This window comes from Roseovarius nanhaiticus (genome assembly GCF_900156535.1).
Classification (GTDB): domain Bacteria; phylum Pseudomonadota; class Alphaproteobacteria; order Rhodobacterales; family Rhodobacteraceae; genus Roseovarius; species Roseovarius nanhaiticus.
This window is the reverse complement of the sequence record NZ_FTNV01000004.1, coordinates 34,028-49,488: the sequence shown is the minus strand read 5'-3', so window position 1 is coordinate 49,488 and position 15,461 is coordinate 34,028. Positions and strand designations below refer to the sequence as shown.

The 15,461-nt window shown below is 64.0% G+C and carries 19 protein-coding genes and 1 tRNA gene; 11 read left to right on the top strand and 9 right to left on the bottom strand.

What is annotated here, in order from left to right:
* Positions 1-6: 6 nt before the first annotated feature.
* From BW975_RS15965 to BW975_RS15945, 5 genes are read left to right on the top strand one after another with little or no spacing between them, the layout of a single operon-like run.
* Entirely contained in the window at positions 7-1,545 is a 1,539-nt protein-coding gene (locus BW975_RS15965; RefSeq protein WP_076535352.1) for a di-heme oxidoreductase family protein, read from the top strand.
* The gene (locus tag BW975_RS15960; protein ID WP_076535351.1) at positions 1,545-2,579 is read left to right on the top strand and encodes an imelysin family protein; all 1,035 of its coding nucleotides are present in this window, start codon (positions 1,545-1,547) and stop codon (positions 2,577-2,579) included. The genes BW975_RS15965 and BW975_RS15960 overlap by 1 nt, the downstream gene beginning before the upstream one ends.
* A gap of 4 nt (positions 2,580-2,583) precedes the next feature.
* Positions 2,584-3,651: a DUF1513 domain-containing protein gene (locus BW975_RS15955; RefSeq protein ID WP_076535350.1), complete on the top strand. Its 1,068-nt coding sequence runs from the start codon at positions 2,584-2,586 to the stop codon at positions 3,649-3,651.
* A 51-nt stretch (positions 3,652-3,702) separates the two neighbouring features.
* Complete coding sequence (locus BW975_RS15950; RefSeq protein WP_076535349.1) at positions 3,703-4,260, top strand: cytochrome c oxidase subunit 3; 558 nt, start codon at positions 3,703-3,705, stop codon at positions 4,258-4,260.
* A 2-nt stretch (positions 4,261-4,262) separates the two neighbouring features.
* Positions 4,263-4,532, top strand: a complete 270-nt coding sequence (locus BW975_RS15945) for a cytochrome C oxidase subunit IV family protein (protein WP_244512618.1) — start codon at positions 4,263-4,265, stop codon at positions 4,530-4,532.
* On the opposite strand, the gene BW975_RS15940 is transcribed toward BW975_RS15945, so the two are convergent.
* The 6 genes from BW975_RS15940 to BW975_RS15915 all read right to left on the bottom strand — a co-directional run bounded on the left by BW975_RS15940 (position 4,529) and on the right by BW975_RS15915 (position 8,585).
* On the bottom strand, positions 4,529-5,005 hold the full coding sequence (locus tag BW975_RS15940; protein WP_076535347.1) for a nucleoside deaminase: 477 nt from the start codon (positions 5,003-5,005) through the stop codon (positions 4,529-4,531). The two genes, BW975_RS15945 and BW975_RS15940, sit on opposite strands and share 4 nt — an antisense overlap.
* An 80-nt stretch (positions 5,006-5,085) precedes the next feature.
* A tRNA-Pro gene (locus BW975_RS15935) sits at positions 5,086-5,162 on the bottom strand.
* Positions 5,163-5,249: 87 nt separating this feature from the next.
* Positions 5,250-6,356 (bottom strand): 3-isopropylmalate dehydrogenase, encoded by a 1,107-nt coding sequence (leuB, locus tag BW975_RS15930; protein ID WP_076535346.1) that lies wholly within the window; start codon positions 6,354-6,356, stop codon positions 5,250-5,252.
* 60 nt (positions 6,357-6,416) lie between these two features.
* Positions 6,417-6,908 (bottom strand): GNAT family N-acetyltransferase, encoded by a 492-nt coding sequence (locus BW975_RS15925; protein ID WP_076535345.1) that lies wholly within the window; start codon positions 6,906-6,908, stop codon positions 6,417-6,419.
* Between the two features lie 45 nt (positions 6,909-6,953).
* The gene (locus BW975_RS15920) at positions 6,954-7,619 is read right to left on the bottom strand and encodes a YiaD family glycine zipper/OmpA-like lipoprotein (RefSeq protein WP_076535344.1); all 666 of its coding nucleotides are present in this window, start codon (positions 7,617-7,619) and stop codon (positions 6,954-6,956) included.
* A gap of 123 nt (positions 7,620-7,742) precedes the next feature.
* Positions 7,743-8,585 carry a methylated-DNA--[protein]-cysteine S-methyltransferase gene (locus BW975_RS15915; protein ID WP_076535343.1) on the bottom strand — a complete coding sequence of 281 codons (843 nt, stop codon included), beginning with the start codon at positions 8,583-8,585 and terminating at the stop codon, positions 7,743-7,745.
* Positions 8,586-8,684: 99 nt separating this feature from the next.
* Here BW975_RS15915 and nth point away from each other — a divergent pair, with 99 nt between their 5' ends.
* Positions 8,685-9,329 (top strand): endonuclease III, encoded by a 645-nt coding sequence (gene nth / locus BW975_RS15910; RefSeq protein WP_076535342.1) that lies wholly within the window; start codon positions 8,685-8,687, stop codon positions 9,327-9,329.
* Entirely contained in the window at positions 9,326-10,312 is a 987-nt protein-coding gene (locus BW975_RS15905; RefSeq protein WP_076535341.1) for an adenosine kinase, read from the top strand. The genes nth and BW975_RS15905 overlap by 4 nt, the downstream gene beginning before the upstream one ends.
* A gap of 256 nt (positions 10,313-10,568) precedes the next feature.
* Here BW975_RS15905 and BW975_RS15900 read toward each other — a convergent pair whose 3' ends face one another.
* Positions 10,569-11,387, bottom strand: a complete 819-nt coding sequence (locus tag BW975_RS15900) for a sulfotransferase family protein (RefSeq protein WP_076535340.1) — start codon at positions 11,385-11,387, stop codon at positions 10,569-10,571.
* 149 nt (positions 11,388-11,536) lie between these two features.
* On the opposite strand from BW975_RS15900, the gene BW975_RS15895 reads away from it, so the two are divergent.
* The 3 genes from BW975_RS15895 to BW975_RS15885 are packed head-to-tail and all read left to right on the top strand — an operon-like array spanning position 11,537 to position 13,855.
* Entirely contained in the window at positions 11,537-13,114 is a 1,578-nt protein-coding gene (locus BW975_RS15895; protein WP_076535339.1) for a DUF5928 domain-containing protein, read from the top strand.
* A 10-nt stretch (positions 13,115-13,124) separates the two neighbouring features.
* Positions 13,125-13,505, top strand: a complete 381-nt coding sequence (locus BW975_RS15890; RefSeq protein WP_076535338.1) for an HIT domain-containing protein — start codon at positions 13,125-13,127, stop codon at positions 13,503-13,505.
* Positions 13,502-13,855: an antibiotic biosynthesis monooxygenase family protein gene (locus tag BW975_RS15885; protein WP_076535337.1), complete on the top strand. Its 354-nt coding sequence runs from the start codon at positions 13,502-13,504 to the stop codon at positions 13,853-13,855. Before BW975_RS15890 ends, BW975_RS15885 begins: the two co-directional genes overlap by 4 nt.
* Here BW975_RS15885 and BW975_RS15880 read toward each other — a convergent pair.
* The gene (locus BW975_RS15880) at positions 13,847-14,215 is read right to left on the bottom strand and encodes a cupin domain-containing protein (protein WP_076535336.1); all 369 of its coding nucleotides are present in this window, start codon (positions 14,213-14,215) and stop codon (positions 13,847-13,849) included. The two genes, BW975_RS15885 and BW975_RS15880, sit on opposite strands and share 9 nt — an antisense overlap.
* A 45-nt stretch (positions 14,216-14,260) precedes the next feature.
* Positions 14,261-15,190, bottom strand: coding sequence for an ABC transporter ATP-binding protein (locus BW975_RS15875; RefSeq protein WP_076535335.1), 930 nt, complete (start codon positions 15,188-15,190; stop codon positions 14,261-14,263).
* Positions 15,191-15,266: 76 nt separating this feature from the next.
* Between BW975_RS15875 and BW975_RS15870 the strand changes: the two genes are divergently transcribed.
* Complete coding sequence (locus BW975_RS15870; RefSeq protein WP_076535334.1) at positions 15,267-15,446, top strand: zinc-finger domain-containing protein; 180 nt, start codon at positions 15,267-15,269, stop codon at positions 15,444-15,446.
* Positions 15,447-15,461: the final 15 nt, after the last annotated feature.

Here is a 15,461-nt window from a genome sequence, read left to right as displayed (position 1 = left end):
AGGGTCATGGCCGGTGCAAGACGATATGCCCGGATAAGCTGTGCGCTGCGCGCTCTGGCCGCGTGCCTGACCGTCACGGGCGCGCATGCTGACGCGCTGAGCGAGCCGCATCTGACCATCATACCCCGGACCGAGGCGGAGGCGGCGCGCATCGCGGATATCTTGCGCGATCCGCAAGACTTCACCATGCCCGAGCGGTTCGAAGACTTGCCCGCCGGCGCGGCCACCGTCCGCGTGCGCGAGACCGCGGATGCGTTTTCGGACCCGTCCAACAATATCGGCTTCGATGGCGAGTTGCGGTTCAAGGTCGGCAATGGCCTTTTTCGCAAACTCTGGGTGTCCTCACCGTCGTCCACGCTGGCCTCCGATGGGTTGGGGCCACTTTACAATGCGCGCTCTTGCCAGAGCTGCCATATCAAAGATGGGCGCGGCCACCCACCCGAGCTGGGCGAGCAGAGCGCCGTGTCGATGTTCCTGCGCATCTCGATCCCCGATGATGCTGCAAGGATGACCGAGATCGAGGAGTATCTGGGCACCGCGCCGGACCCGACCTACGGCACCCAGCTGCAGGATTTCGCGCTACCCGGCATCCCCGCCGAATACCGACTGGCGATCCGGTATACCGAGATACCCGTGGCTCTTTCGGGCGGCGAGACGGCCAGCCTGCGCGCGCCTACCTATACCGCCGCCGATCTGGGATATGGCCCGCTGCACCCGCAAGCGATGCTGAGCCCGCGCGTCGCGCCGCAGATGATCGGGCTGGGTCTGCTCGAGGCAATTCCGGCGGTGGATATCCTGGCGCTGGCCGACCCTGACGATGCGGATGGCGATGGCATATCGGGGCGCGCGAACATCGTCTGGTCCGCCGAATACGACATGCCGATGCTGGGCCGGTTCGGCCTCAAGGCCGGATCGCCAACTGTGCGCGAGCAAAGCGCCGGGGCCTTTGCCGGGGATATCGGCATATCGAATCCTCTCTTTGCCGATCCCTTCGGCGAATGCACAACCATTCAGGATGCCTGCCAGAACGCGCCGCATGGCGACGGGGATGCGCGTGACTTCGAAGTTGATGCCGAAGGGTTGGATCTGGTCACCTTTTACAGCCAGAATCTCGGGGTGCCCGCGCGGCGGGATGTGGACGACCCCGAGGTTTTGCGCGGCAAAGAGGTGTTTCACAGCACCGGCTGCGCCGCCTGCCACACGCCCAAATTCGTGACCCACCGGCTTGACGATCAGCCCGCCCAGAGCTTTCAGCTGATCTGGCCGCATACGGACATGCTGCTGCATGACATGGGCGAGGGGCTGGCCGATAACCGCCCCGAGGCCCGCGCCACGGGGCGCGAGTGGCGCACGCCGCCGCTTTGGGGTATCGGCCTGACCGAGCGTGTCAGCGGGCATACCTATTTTCTGCATGACGGGCGCGCGCGCTCTTTGCTGGAGGCGGTCCTGTGGCATGGCGGCGAGGCTGAGGCGGCACGCGATACCGTCGCCCAAATGCCGCCCGAGGACCGCGCCGCACTGATCCGATATCTGGAGAGCCTTTGATGTTCAGCCTTTCGTCCGCCGCGCGCCACATCGCCTTGGCGCTTGCCCTCTGTGCTCCAGCTGCCGCATCCGCTCAGGCGCGCAGTATTGCCGAGGAGGTCGTGGATGCGCATATTCTGCCTCGGTTCGCGGCATTGGCGGAGACGAGCGCAGAGTTGCGCGCCGCCGCGTCCAAGACCTGTGACCGCGAGGATGCGGCCCTGCGCGCCGCCTACGCGGCCGCCTTCGATGCCTGGGTTGCGGCCAGCCATCTGCGCTTTGGCCCGACTGAGATGGAGGACCGCGCCTTCGCGCTGGCCTTTTGGCCCGATACGCGCGGGATCACGCCGCGCACCCTGCGCGGGCTGATCGCGGATGCAGATCCCGTTGTTGAGGCGGCAGAAGGATATGCGGAAGTGTCGATTGCGGCACGCGGTTTCTATGCGCTGGAAATGATGCTGTTCGATCCCGAGATCGCCGCGCTGGGAGATGCGCAGTATCGCTGCGCACTGATGCAGGTCATCGCGGCCGATACCGCGAAACTTGCCGCCGACATTCTGGCCGATTGGCAAGGTGGGTATGCGGACGCGCTGCGCAATTCCGGCGCCGAAGGCAGCCCCTACCGCAGCGATGCCGAGGCGCTGCAGGAGCTTTTCAAGGCGCTGACCTACGGGCTGGAATTCACCTCGGACACGCGGCTGGGCCGGCCTCTTGGCACGTTCGATGCGCCGCATCCCAAGCGGGCCGAGGCATGGCGCGCGGGACGCTCCTTGCGCCATGTGCGCCTTTCGCTTGCATCGCTCGAGGATCTTGCGCGGCGCTTGGCGGGGGATGATGAGGATCTTCAGGCGCGGCTCACCTCCGGCTTCGAGGCTGCGCGGGAGGATGCCGGGGCGCTGCAGGATCCGGTGTTCGCGGGCGTGTCCGAGCCTGCGGCCCGCCTGCGCGTCGAGGTATTGCGGCAAAAGATCGACCGGGTACGCGAAACGGTACAGAGCGAACTGGGGCCTGAATTGGGTGTGGCGGCGGGTTTCAACGCATTGGATGGAGACTGACGCGATGACCAGCCGCCGCGGATTTCTGGCCGGGCTTGTTGGCACTGGATTGGTGCCGCGCGCCACATGGGCGGATGCGGGCGCGCCGCGCTGGCTGTCCGCGGCGGGCATGCCGGATGGTGGTTTCGTCCTTTGCGGCATCGGGGATGATCTGGAACTGAGGTTCCGTCTGCCGCTGCCGGGGCGCGGTCATGCTGCTGCCGCCCATCCCGCGCGCCCCGAAGCGGTGGCCTTCGCGCGTCGCCCCGGTACATTCGCCGTTGTGATCGACTGCGCCGCCGGGCGGCAGACGGCTGAGCTCTCGGCGCCGGAGGGACGGCATTTCTACGGGCACGGCGCCTTCTCGCTGGATGGCCGCTGGCTTTACACCACCGAGAATGACTATGCCTCCGCGCGGGGTGTGATCGGTGTCTGGGACGCGGAGCGCGGCTACGCTCGCGCCGGTGAATTCGATAGCGGCGGCACCGGCCCGCATGAGGTGCGGCGGATGCCGGGGCGCGATACTCTGGTCGTGGCAAATGGCGGGATCGAGACCCATCCCGATACGGGCCGGACCGAGCTGAACATCCCGTGGATGCAGCCCAACCTCAGCTATATCGACGAGGGCCGCGTGACCGACAGTGCCGCCCTGCCGCCCGAGATGCATAAGGGTTCGATACGGCATCTTGCCGTGTCGCATGACGGCACGGTTGCCTTCGGCCTGCAATGGCAAGGTGACGAGGACGGGCCAGCGCTGGTTGGATTGCATCGGCGCGGGGATGTCATGCGGCTGTGTGATACGCCCGAGGACGCATTGCTGGCCATGCGCGGATATGTCGGCAGTGTCGCCTTTGGCGCCGGTCAGCGCGACGTGGCAATCACATCGCCCAGAGGTAGGCTGGTACAGGTCTATTCTGTGGAAACCGCACGACTGCAGCAGAGTGAGCAGGTGCAAGACGCCTGCGGCGTGGCGCCTTGCACCGGTGGGCTTTTGATTGCGTCAGGCACGGGGGCATTGCGCCGCATGGGCCGCCATGCGGGGGCGCGGAATCATTCGGGGTTGATGTGGGACAACCATCTTGTCGCGCTATGAGCTAGACTCTGGCCGAACTATGCATGATCCGAAAATCGAGAAAGTGTCACCATGAGCGAACAAGCTGAACCCAGCATCCTGGAAGAGCTGCCGGGTGACTTTCTGATGTGGGTGCTGATCATCAGCGAACTGTTGGTGTTTGGTGCGGGCCTTGGCGCGTTTCTATCGGTGCGCCTGACAGATCCGGCGGGTTTTGCCGAGGCGCAGCAGCATCTTGACCGTACCGGCGCCGGTCTGAACACGGTGGTCTTGATCACCAGCGGCTATCTGGCGGCGCGCGCCCTGCAATTCAGGCAGGCCGCGCGGCGGGGCGCTGCGCGTCTTGCGCTGGCGGCGGCGGCGGCGCTGGGCGTGGTCTTCCTTGTGATCAAGGGCGCTGAATACGCTGACAAGGCCGCCAAGGGCATCAATTACGACACGCACCCATTTTTCATGTTCTACTACTTGCTAACCGGCTTTCACGCCGCGCATGTCGTGGCGGGGGTGATCCTCTTGTTGCTGGTGGCATGGCGCGACGCGCCCGACAATATCGAGATGGGCGCCGCGTTTTGGCACATGGTCGACCTCGTGTGGGTCCTGCTCTTTCCGATCGTCTATCTTCTGGCATGAGCATGACGCGCCCCGATATCCTCACCCGCGCATGGCTGACGCTCATCGTCTTGAGCGGAGTCAGCACGCTGGCTGCCGCCGCAATCACCGCGGGCTATGACGCGCGCATCGCTGGCGCCATCGTCCTGTTTCTTGCGCTGATGAAGGCGCGGCTGATCCTGTCTCGCTATCTCGGGCTTGCGGATGCGCCGTCTTGGCGGCGCGGGTTCAACCTGTCGCTAACGCTTTTCATGCTAGGGGCGCTTGGCCTCTACCTGATTCCGTCGTTTTAGGGCGTAACGCCTTGGGCGCGGGCGTGAAGCGCGCGCATCTTGGCAGCCAGTTCCGGGATCGGCCCTTCCGTCTCAATTCCCGGTACGATCTTGTCGATGCCCAGCTGCGTGACGGGGCCTTTTTCGGCGCCGAATTCGGCCATCCACTCGGTCAGCTGGCCGGTCGAATGGATAAACACGATGCGCCCCAGCCCGGCCCAGCCATGCGCGGCAGAGCACATCGGGCAATGCTCGCCAGACGTATAGACAGTGGCGGCGCGGCGGGCCTCGGGCGCCATGTTCTGCGCGGCCCAGCGGGCCAGCTCGATCTCGGGGTGGTCCGTGGCATCATGGGTGTTCACGCGATTGCGGGCCTCGCGCAAGACCTTGCCATCCGCATCCACCAAGACCGACCCGAATGGCGCGTCACCGGCGTTCAGCGCCTCTTCGGCCAGTTCGATACAGCGGTTCAGGTGGTCGGTGCGGCTGGCCATTAGATCTCTCCTCGCAGCGGTAAACGTGCCTGCCAACCAATATATGGCGCAAGAGGTTCCGATGCAGAATTTGGAGAAATTGGTCGGGCTGAGAGGATTCGAACCTCCGACCCCCTGCTCCCGAAGCAGGTGCGCTACCAGGCTGCGCTACAGCCCGACCGTGGCGCGAGCGATAGACGAGGGGCGCGCGCTTTGCAATCCCTCAAATGACCGGCGCCGGAGACGATCCGGCGCCGCCAAGCGCTTAGAGGCTGGCGTTCAGCGCCTCGATGATCGCATCGCCCATCTGCGCCGTGGTCAGCGGCGTGCCGCCCTCGGGGCCCATCAGATCGGGCGTGCGCGCGCCATCGGCCAGCACCTTTTCCACCGCGCGCTCCAGCCGGTCGGCCTCGGCGCCCTGATCAAAGGAGTAGCGCAGCGCCATGGCGAAACTGAGGATGCAGGCGATGGGGTTGGCCTTGCCTTGGCCCGCAATATCCGGCGCCGAGCCATGGACCGGCTCGTAGAGCGCCTTGGGGCGGCCATTGGCCATCGGCGCGCCGAGGCTGGCCGAAGGCAGCATGCCAAGCGAGCCGGTCAGCATCGCGGCGGCATCCGACAGAAGATCGCCAAAGAGGTTATCGGTCACGATGACGTCGAACTGCTTGGGATTGCGGCACAGCTGCATCGCGCCCGCATCGGCATACATATGCGACAGCTGCACGTCGGGATAGCTCTCGGCATGCACCTTGGTCACGACCTCGCGCCAGAGGATGCCGCTCTCCATCACATTGGCCTTCTCCATCGAGCAGACCTTGTTGCCACGGCGGCGGGCCAGCTCGAAGGCGGCGCGCGCGACGCGGTCGATCTCGGACTCGGTATAGCGCTGGGTGTTGATGCCGACGCGCTCGTTGCCCTCGGTGAAGATCCCGCGCGGCTCGCCGAAATAGATGCCGGAGGTCAGCTCGCGCACGATCATGATGTCGAGGCCCGCGACAATATCGCGCTTCAGCGACGAGAAATCCGCCAGCGCATCAAAGCATTGCGCCGGGCGCAGGTTGGCGAAAAGGTCCATCTCCTTGCGCAGGCGCAGCAGGCCGCGCTCGGGCTTCACCGAGAAATCCAGATCGTCGTATTTCGGTCCGCCCACGGCACCCAGCAGAACCGCGTCCACCTCCTGCGCCTTGGCCATCGTGTCATCATGCAGGGGTGTGCCGTGCTTGTCATAGGCGCATCCGCCCACCAGATCCTCTGAAATATCGAAGGGCATGTCCCGCTTGTCGCCATACCAGCCGATGATCTTGGTCACTTCGGCCATGACTTCGGGGCCGATGCCGTCACCGGCGAGGATGAGAAGGGAAGGGGTGCTCATGTGGGGGCGTCCTTTGCATGATCGGGTCGGCCAATCGGGTATATCGAAGGCGTCCTAGCGTCAAGAAAGCGTGGCTTCGGCGTCGAGGTCCAGAATGCGCGACATTGCATAGTTGTGCAGCTGCGTTCCGTTGCGCAGGACCGCGCGGCTGCCATGGCACTCGAAACCCTCCCGCAGGAAAAACGCACGCGCGCCCTCGCTGGCATCGACGGTGAGGCGACCGAGGCCGCGCCCGCGTGCTTCGGCCTCGAGGGCGGCATAGAGCGCGCCGCCGATACCTCTTCCACGGGGGTGGCAATAAAAAAGGTCTATATGACCGCGCGGCGTCAACTCGATGAAGCCGCAGGCGCGCGCATCGGCGTCGAAGGCCACCCAGACGGCGCGGCCATCCGCCAGCCGCATCAGGAAGGCTCCGGGATCCATCGGCTCGGGCGACCACGCGGTAAGCTGCTCGGGCGTGTAATCCGGGCTGGCCCCGTCATGCACCGCGCGGTGCATGAGCCGCGCGAGGCTGGCGGCATCATTGGGGCGCATGCGCAGAATGGTGATCATGGGGCAAAAACCGCGAGGCAGGACAGACCCGCCTCGCGCGATGTCTTACTGCGTCGGCAGGATGACAATCTCGACCCGGCGGTTCTGGGCCTTGCCTTGGGGCGTCAGGTTGGACGCGATGGGCTGGTCCTCGCCCCGGCCGAAGGTGTTGATGCGTGCGCCGCCGACGCCGCCTTCGCGCAGTACGGATGCGACCGCGTTGGCGCGGCGCTCGGACAGCTCCTGGTTATAGGCGGCGGAGCCGGAATTGTCGGTATGGCCGATGACCTGAACATTGCTGCCGGGGTAATTGCGCAGGCTCTCGGCGACCGTAAAGAGATCGCCGCGCAGAGCACCATTCACCTGCGCGCTGTCAACGGCGAAGGTGATGTCCTCGGGCAGGGTCACGATCAGGCGGTCGCCGGTGTTGTTGATGCGAACGCGGTCATTCTCCAGATCGCGGCGCAATTCGGCCTCTTGTTTGTCCAGCGCGTTGCCGATGGCTGCGCCGCCCAGTGCGCCGATGGCTCCGCCGATCAGCGCGCCTTTGCCTTTCTTGTCGCTGGCAACGGCGCCAGTCACGGCGCCCGCGAGGCCACCGATCAGCGCGCCCTGCTGCGTGCGGTTGGGCGCAGCGCCCGTGCCTTGCAGGTTGCCAGGACCTTCGCAGGCCGCAGTCAGCATCAGGGCCGCGCCTGCGACGCAAAGGAGGGGTTTGTTTGCTCGGATCATGAAGTATCGCCTCTTGGTTGATGCCCGATGAAACGGGACTTGGGCGCGACTATAGGCAGGCGCGCCGCGATGCCCAATACAGTTTTCCGTGAGAATCGGCAGTAATCCGCGCAAAACGCCGCATCACGCCTCGGCGCGCGCCGCCTCCCAGGCGAGGATGCCGCGCTTGACCGGCAGGCCCCAGTGATAGCCGCCAAGGCCCCCCGATTTGCGCAGGGCGCGGTGGCACGGAATCAGCAGGCTGATCGGGTTGCGCCCCACGGCGGTGCCGACGGCGCGCACGGCGCGTGGATGGCCGATGGCCTCGGCAATGTCGGAATAGGTGGTGACATGCCCCGAGGGGATGGCGAGCAACGCTTCCCAGACCTTGATCTGAAAGGGCGCCCCTATGAGGTAGAGTGGCGCAGCCTCGTTCCGCTCGGCGCCGAAAGCCGCGAGCGCCCAAGGCCGCAGCCGCACCTGATCCTCGACAAAGGTGGCGCCGGGCCAGCGTCCGGTCAGATCCTCCATCGTGGCCTCGGTCCCCGCCTCGGCGGCAAAGCCGATGCCGCAGATGCCCTTATCGGTGCCCATGACCAGCGCAGGGCCGAAGGGACTGTCGAACCAGCCCCAATGGATGGTGAGGCCTTCGCCCTTGCGCGCGAAATCGCCGGGGCTCATCGCCTCCCACCGGACGAAGAGGTCATGCAGCCGCCCGGTGCCCGACAGGCCCGCCTCATCCGCCGCCGCGAGCGTGGTGTGCCGCGCGGCCAGAAGCGCCTTGGCATGGTTCAGCGTGAGATACTGCTGATAGCGCTTGGGCGACACGCCCGCCCAGGCCGAAAAAAGGCGCTGGAAATGCGCGGCGCTCATGCCCATTTCGGCCGCCAGCACATCCAGCGTCATGCCCGGCCCGCCCGCGTCGATCACCTCGATCGCGCGGCGCATGACGTTGAAATGATAGCTCTGTTCGGTATGCATGTTCATCGCGGCCATCCTTTCGTTGCAGATGATCCTATGCTCCGCGCTGCGCCCCCGCGACCCGAATGTTGCGCAAAGCCCGAAATCCCGCCATACCCTGCCGCGATGAGCAAGCAACTTGACTACCACACGATCCGCGAGATCTTCGAGCGGTTCCAGGAGGCCCAGCCCGAGCCCGAGGGCGAGCTGGAGCATGTGAACGCCTATACGCTGGTCGTGGCCGTCGCGCTGAGCGCACAGGCGACCGACGCGGGCGTCAACCGCGCGACGCGCGGTCTGTTTGCCGTGGCCGATACGCCGCAGAAGATGCTGGATCTGGGCCTCGAAGGCGTGACCGAGCATATCAAGACCATCGGCCTCTACCGCCAGAAGGCCAAGAATGTGATGAAGCTGAGCCAGATACTGGTCGATGAATACGGCGGCGAGGTGCCCAATAGCCGCGCCGCGCTTCAATCATTGCCGGGGGTGGGGCGCAAGACGGCGAATGTCGTGCTGAACATGTGGTGGGGCATGCCCGCGCAGGCGGTCGACACGCATATCTTTCGCGTCGGCAACCGTACCGGCATCTGCCCCGGCAAGGACGTGGTCGCGGTCGAGCGCGCGCTCGAGGATCATGTGCCCGCCGATTTCCAGAACCACGCGCATCACTGGCTGATCCTGCACGGGCGCTACCATTGCAAGGCGCGCAAGCCCATGTGCCCGACCTGCCTGATCCGCGATCTCTGCCCCTACGAGGACAAGACCCAATGACCAAGTACCAAGCCGTCGGTATCGGAAACGCCGTTGTCGACGTGATTTGCCGCAGCGACGATGCCTTTTTGGACCGCATGGACATAGAGAAAGGCGTCATGCAGTTGATCGACGCCGCCCGCGCCGAAGAGCTGCTGACCGCAATGGCGAACCGTGCGCAAAGCGCGGGCGGCTCGGTGGCCAATACCATAGCGGGCCTTGCCGCGCTGGGCCTTGAGACCGGTTTTGTCGGGCGCGTCCGAGACGACGAGCTGGGGCGCAGCTACGCACATGACCTAACGCGGCTCGGTGCCGAATTCGTAAATCCGCCGGCACCGAATGGCGCCTTACCCACCTCGCGCTGCATGATTTTCGTGTCGCCCGATGGCGAGCGCTCGATGAACACGTATCTGGGCATCTCAACCGAGCTTGGCCCCGATGACGTGCCGGCGGGCGTGGCCGAAGCGGCGGGTCTCTTGCTGCTTGAAGGCTACCTCTTTGACAAGCCCGACGCAAAGACAGCCCTTGCGGACGCCGCCGCCGCCTGTCGCAAGGCGGGGGGCAAGGCAGGCATTTCGCTCAGCGACCCGTTCTGTGTCGACCGGCACCGTGCGGATTTCCGTGCGCTGATCGGCGGTCTCGATTACGTGATCGGCAACGAACACGAATGGGCTTCGCTCTACGAGGAGCGCCAGCTTGAGGATGCGCTGGCCCGGGCCTGCGAGGATTGCGATCTCGTCATTTGCACCCGCTCGGGTGCCGGGGTCATCATCATCGAGAAGGGCAAGCGCATAGATGTCGATGTGACGCGCGCCGATCCCGTCGATACGACCGGCGCCGGGGATCAATTCGCCGCCGGCTTTCTCTACGGCCTTGCGACGGGCGCGCCGCTGGATGTGGCAGGGCGCATGGGCTGCATCGCGGCAGGCGAGGTGATCGGCCATTACGGCGCCCGGCCCGAAACCGATGTGAAGGCGCTCTTTGCTGCCGAGGGGCTGGTATGATCCGGCGCGCCTCTGGCTGCGCCGGAATTTGAGTATTTTTGCCAAGATGAAGTTGGAAGTGCGCGACCCGATCTGGCGTCGGCCCGACTGTCGCGGGTGCAAACCAAAGCGGGGCGCGGCTTTTCCTTGGGCGGTCATCGGCTCCCCAGCCTGTACCGCATCTGTCAATCTCGCAAAGGATGGTTAAGAAACGCTTAGCGGCTTTTCTTGGTGAAAATACCCAATACGTCCTTTGCCCAAAGCGGGCCGGTTCGCGCTACTCGCCCAGCTTGGCGTGGACCTCTTCCAGATCGATCTCGCCGGTCGGCATCTTGCTCGCTGGATTGGCGAAATCGTATTTGAACAGCTCGAAATCCTGTTTGTAGATCTCAAAGACCAGATGCATCGACAGATCGTCGAAATAGTCCTCGACCGGGTGGGCGCGTTTGGGGCCATGGCCCTCGCTCTCGTTGAAGCGGGGGATGGCCTTCAGATCGACTTCGTGCGGTGTCTCGATCGCGCTGAGTACATCCTGCATGCCGTCGTTGAACTTCTCGGTCCAGAAGATGCGATCGTAAGTGCCGCCGTTTACGATGAAGGTGCTGACATGGCCCGACATGGCGGACCAGTGGATGTCAGGCTCCATCGGGCGGCGCCAGCGGATGGTGTCGCGCGCGAAAAGGAGGAAGCGCCGGAAGCTGGCGATCTGATCGAACTCCTGTTTGCCGTCGTCCCCGCCCACTTCGATTCCGTATTTCTGCACCAAGAGCGGGACCAGCTTGCCGCGATACCGCTTGCCGTTGCGCTGAATGCCGCAGATCTTGTCGAAGAAGCTGGAGAGGATCCGGGTGTATGGGTTGCGCACGCAGGTAAAGGCATAGGACTGGTGCGATTTCACGTTGGCCGCGATGCGCGCCTGGCTTTCGTCGAGCGCCCATTTGTGCATGCCGCCCTTGGCATCATGGATATCGCCGTCGAAGAATTCGCCATGATCGGAGTAATACATGATCTGGCCGATGGTCGAACAGGCGCATTTGGGAACCACGCGATAGACCACGCTTTCGCTGGTCGTCATCCATGTGCCGGGAAACCCCATGATCGCCGCCCTTTGCCAAACCTCTGGTGTCCCGTTCAGGACTTATTGTTCTTTCGGGTGATAAAACAGAATTATTGCTGTTTCATCAACGCGCGATCAAGATTATCACTGTAAACAATCGGCGGAACAAGGGGTAGTCTGTTTCCCAAATGGCGAAAATTGCCTACATACTTTTGTGCCACAAGGATCCGGCGGCCGTTATCGCGCAGGCCGAGATGCTGACGGCGGCGGGTGATTGCATTTCGATCCATTTCGACGGGCGCGCCAATCCGGCGCATTTTCGCCAGATCAAAGAGGCCCTGCGCGCCAATCCCAACGTCTGCTTTGCAAAGAAGCGCATCAAATGCGGGTGGGGCGAGTGGAGCCTTGTCGAGGCGACGCTGCTTGCGGTCGAGGCAGCGGTGCGCGCCTTTCCGCGGGCCACGCATTTCTACATGCTGTCGGGTGATTGCGCCGCGATCAAATCGGCGCGTTACGCGCATGAGTTTCTTGATGCCGAGGACGTAGATTACATCGAGAGCTTCGATTATTTCGAGAGCGACTGGATCAAGACCGGCATGAAGGAAGAGCGGCTGATCTATCGCCACTTCTTTAACGAGCGCAAACACAAGTGGCTGTTCGAGACGTCCTTTCACCTACAGCGGCGGCTTGGCCTGAAACGGCAGATTCCACGCGATATTCAGATTCAGATCGGTAGCCAATGGTGGTGCCTGAGGCGGCGCACGATCGAGTGGATCCTCGACTTTACCCGCCAGCGGCGCGATGTCATGCGGTTTTTTAGGACCACATGGATCCCGGATGAGACGTTTTTTCAGACGCTGGTGCGCCATATCGTGCCCGCCTCCGAGATCCGCGCCCGCACGCTGACCTTTCTGATGTTCACCGATTACGGGATGCCTCAGACGTTCTATAACGATCATTACGATCTGCTTTTGGGGCAGGATTTTCTTTTCGCGCGCAAGATCAGCCCCGAGGCGACCGAGCTGAAGGCGCGCCTCGCCGCGCTTTATGCGGATGATAGCGCCGAATTCAAGATCTCGAACGAGGGGCGCAGCCTCTTCAAGTTCCTCACCGGCCGCGGCCGGATCGGGCGGCGTTTCGCCAGCCGGTTCTGGGAGGCAGAGAGCACGCTGGGCCGGCATCGCGAATTGATGATCGTGGTCTGCAAGAAGTGGCATGTCGCCAAACGCCTGCTGCAGCGCGTTCGTCAAGTTACCAACGTGCCGGCGACCGAGTATCTTTTCAACGAGGAAGGTACGGATCTGCCTGATCTGGGCGGCATTCAGGCGACTTTGGGCAAGCGGACGCGCCACCGCCGGGCATTGATGCGCATGCTGTTCGACTACCACGATACCGACCGGATGATCGTCTGCATGGACCCTGGCAATCTGGACCTGCTCGAGGATTTCTGCGGCGATCGCTCGACCACGCGACTTCTGGAAATCCAGTGCGTTTTCACCGACGAATATCTCATCGGCCACGCAATGCGCGTCGGGCTGGCGGGCGAGCAGACATCGAACGAGACGCTCGAGCGGCTCTTGCCCACGATCCGGGGGGAGACGACCTTCGAGAGCGACAAGATCCGCGATGCCGAGTTTGAACACCACTATATCATGCGCGAGACCGACAGCGACGAAGAGAACGCCGTGCCGATCTCGAAATTCCTGAGCATCGGGCATGAGCAGGCGCTGAGCATCGCGCGCACCGACCATCTTTTCGCTGACTGAGGACATCCCTATGGCCTACGCCTATGACGACCAGAACATTTTTGCCAAGATCCTGCGGGGCGAGATCCCCAATGACACGGTCTACGAGAGCGCGCATTGCCTTGCGTTCAAGGACATCTCGCCGCAGGCGCCGGTGCATGTGCTGGTGATCCCCAAGGGCGCTTACGTCAGCTATGACCATTTCGCCGCCGAGGCGAGCGATGCCGAGATCGCGGATTTCAGCCGCGCCATCGGTGAGGTGTGCCGCATCTGCGGGCTGAACGGTGCGGGCGGCGAGGGCGGCTTTCGCGTCATCTCGAATGCCGGGCCGCATGGCGCGCAGGAGGTGCCGCATCTGCATATGCATGTTCTGGGCGGCCGTCCGCTGGGCGGGCTTTTGGCCAAGGGATGAGCGGCGCGGGCGGCTTTGCCCGCACCCCGAAGCCACCCTATTACGCGGTGATCTTTACCAGCCATCTGAGCGAAGCCGACGCCGGATACGCCGCGATGGGCGAGACGATGTTCGCACTGGCACTGGCGCAGCCCTGCTGCCTTGGCGCCGAAACCGCGCGGGGCGATGACCGGCTGGGCATCACCGTATCTTATTGGGCAGACGAGGCGAGCATCCTGGCCTGGAAGGCCGAGGCGCAGCATGTGGCGGCGCAAAAGCACGGGATCGCCCGGTGGTATGACCATTACGAGCTGCGCGTTGCCCGTGTCGAGCGGGCCTATTCCGGCCCCGAGGGGCGCGATTTAGGCTAGCTCCGGATCGTCCAGATCCGTCTGGATCCATCGCTCGCTAAGATGAATGTCGGTGGTCTCAAGCGGGCCGGGGCCAAGGTTCTCATACTTGTGCGGCACCTTGGCGGGGCCCATCAGGATATCGCCCGCCTCGGCGTCGATTTTTTCGTCTCCGATGGTAAAGCGGGCGCGGCCCTTTCGCACGATGAAGACCTCGTCATAGGGATGGACGTGCCACGATGGGCCGGCGCCGACATCCTCGGTCGAGAAGAAGAGGACCGTCACCCCGGTATTCAGATCGCGGCCCTCGAAGCGGCCCTTCCAGAGATGCGAGGCGTCTCCCCACTCGGCGGCGGTCATTTTCTGCGCGGATCTGGGCATGGCGGCGGTCCTCCTGGCGGGCGATGGGATACTGCCGCCAGAACCCTAACGACTGCGTGTCAGTTCCAGGAAAACGTCCTGAAGGTCGGCCTGCTCAGTGCGCACGTCGCGGATGCGGATGCCCGCATCCCGCACGGCGGCCAGAACCGCCTCGGCGCTGACCTGCCCGGCGCTGTAGCTGAACGAGAGCGCCCCGCCATCACGGCGCGTGACCTCGATTCCGGGCGTCTCGGGGAGGGTTCTGACCTCGCCGTCGGGGATGATGACCATGCTGCGCGTGTCGAGCTGCGCCAGAAGGTTCGATGTGGTGTCGCGCGCCACCAGATCGCCGTGGTTGATGATGGCGATCTCGTCGCACATCTCCTCGGCTTCCTCGAGATAGTGCGTCGTGAGAATGATGGTCATTCCCTCGTCATTCAGCTTGCGCACGTTTTCCCACAGCATCTGGCGCAGCTCGATATCGACGCCTGCCGTCGGCTCGTCCAGCACGAGGATACGGGGGTTATGGACCAGTGCCTTGGCCAAGAGGAGCCGGCGGCGCATCCCGCCCGAGAGCGTTCGCGCATACGCATGCGCCTTGTCCTCGAGGCCGACCAGTTCCAGGATTTCGTCGCTGCGGCGCTGGGATTTGGGCACGCCATAGAGCCCGGCCTGTACCTCAAGCGCCGCGCGCGGCGTGAAGAACGGATCGAGGTTCAGCTCCTGCGGCATGACGCCGATGGCCGCGCGGCTCTGGCGCGGGTTCACGTCCTGATCGAAGCCCCAGATCTTGGCGGTGCCCGCCGTTTTGATCACGAGGCCAGCCAGGATGTTGATCAGCGTCGATTTGCCTGCCCCGTTGGGGCCCAGCAGGCCAAAGACGGAGCCGGCCGGAATATCGAGATCGATGCCCTTCAGCGCCTCCTTCTCGTGAGCGCCTTTTGCGCCGCCATAAGTCTTGCGGAGGTTCCGGATTTCGATCGCATTCGCTGCCATGGTGCCCTTGCCCCTGCCGTGCCGTTCCATCATATAGAGGGGCGTAGTGGAAGTGCCGGCAAAAGGAAACGCCCAGATGGTGACCAAACCGCCAGAGACGCGCATCGTGGATGAATATCGCATCGCCTGTGACGGCAGCGGGCCGGGCCTTGGTCATCCGCGCGTCTGGTTGCAGATCCCGCAGGATCGTGGCTGGGTCGAATGCCCCTATTGCGACGCCCGGATGATCCACCGCGATTTTGAGGGCAAGGTCTGATCCTTTGCCCGCCCG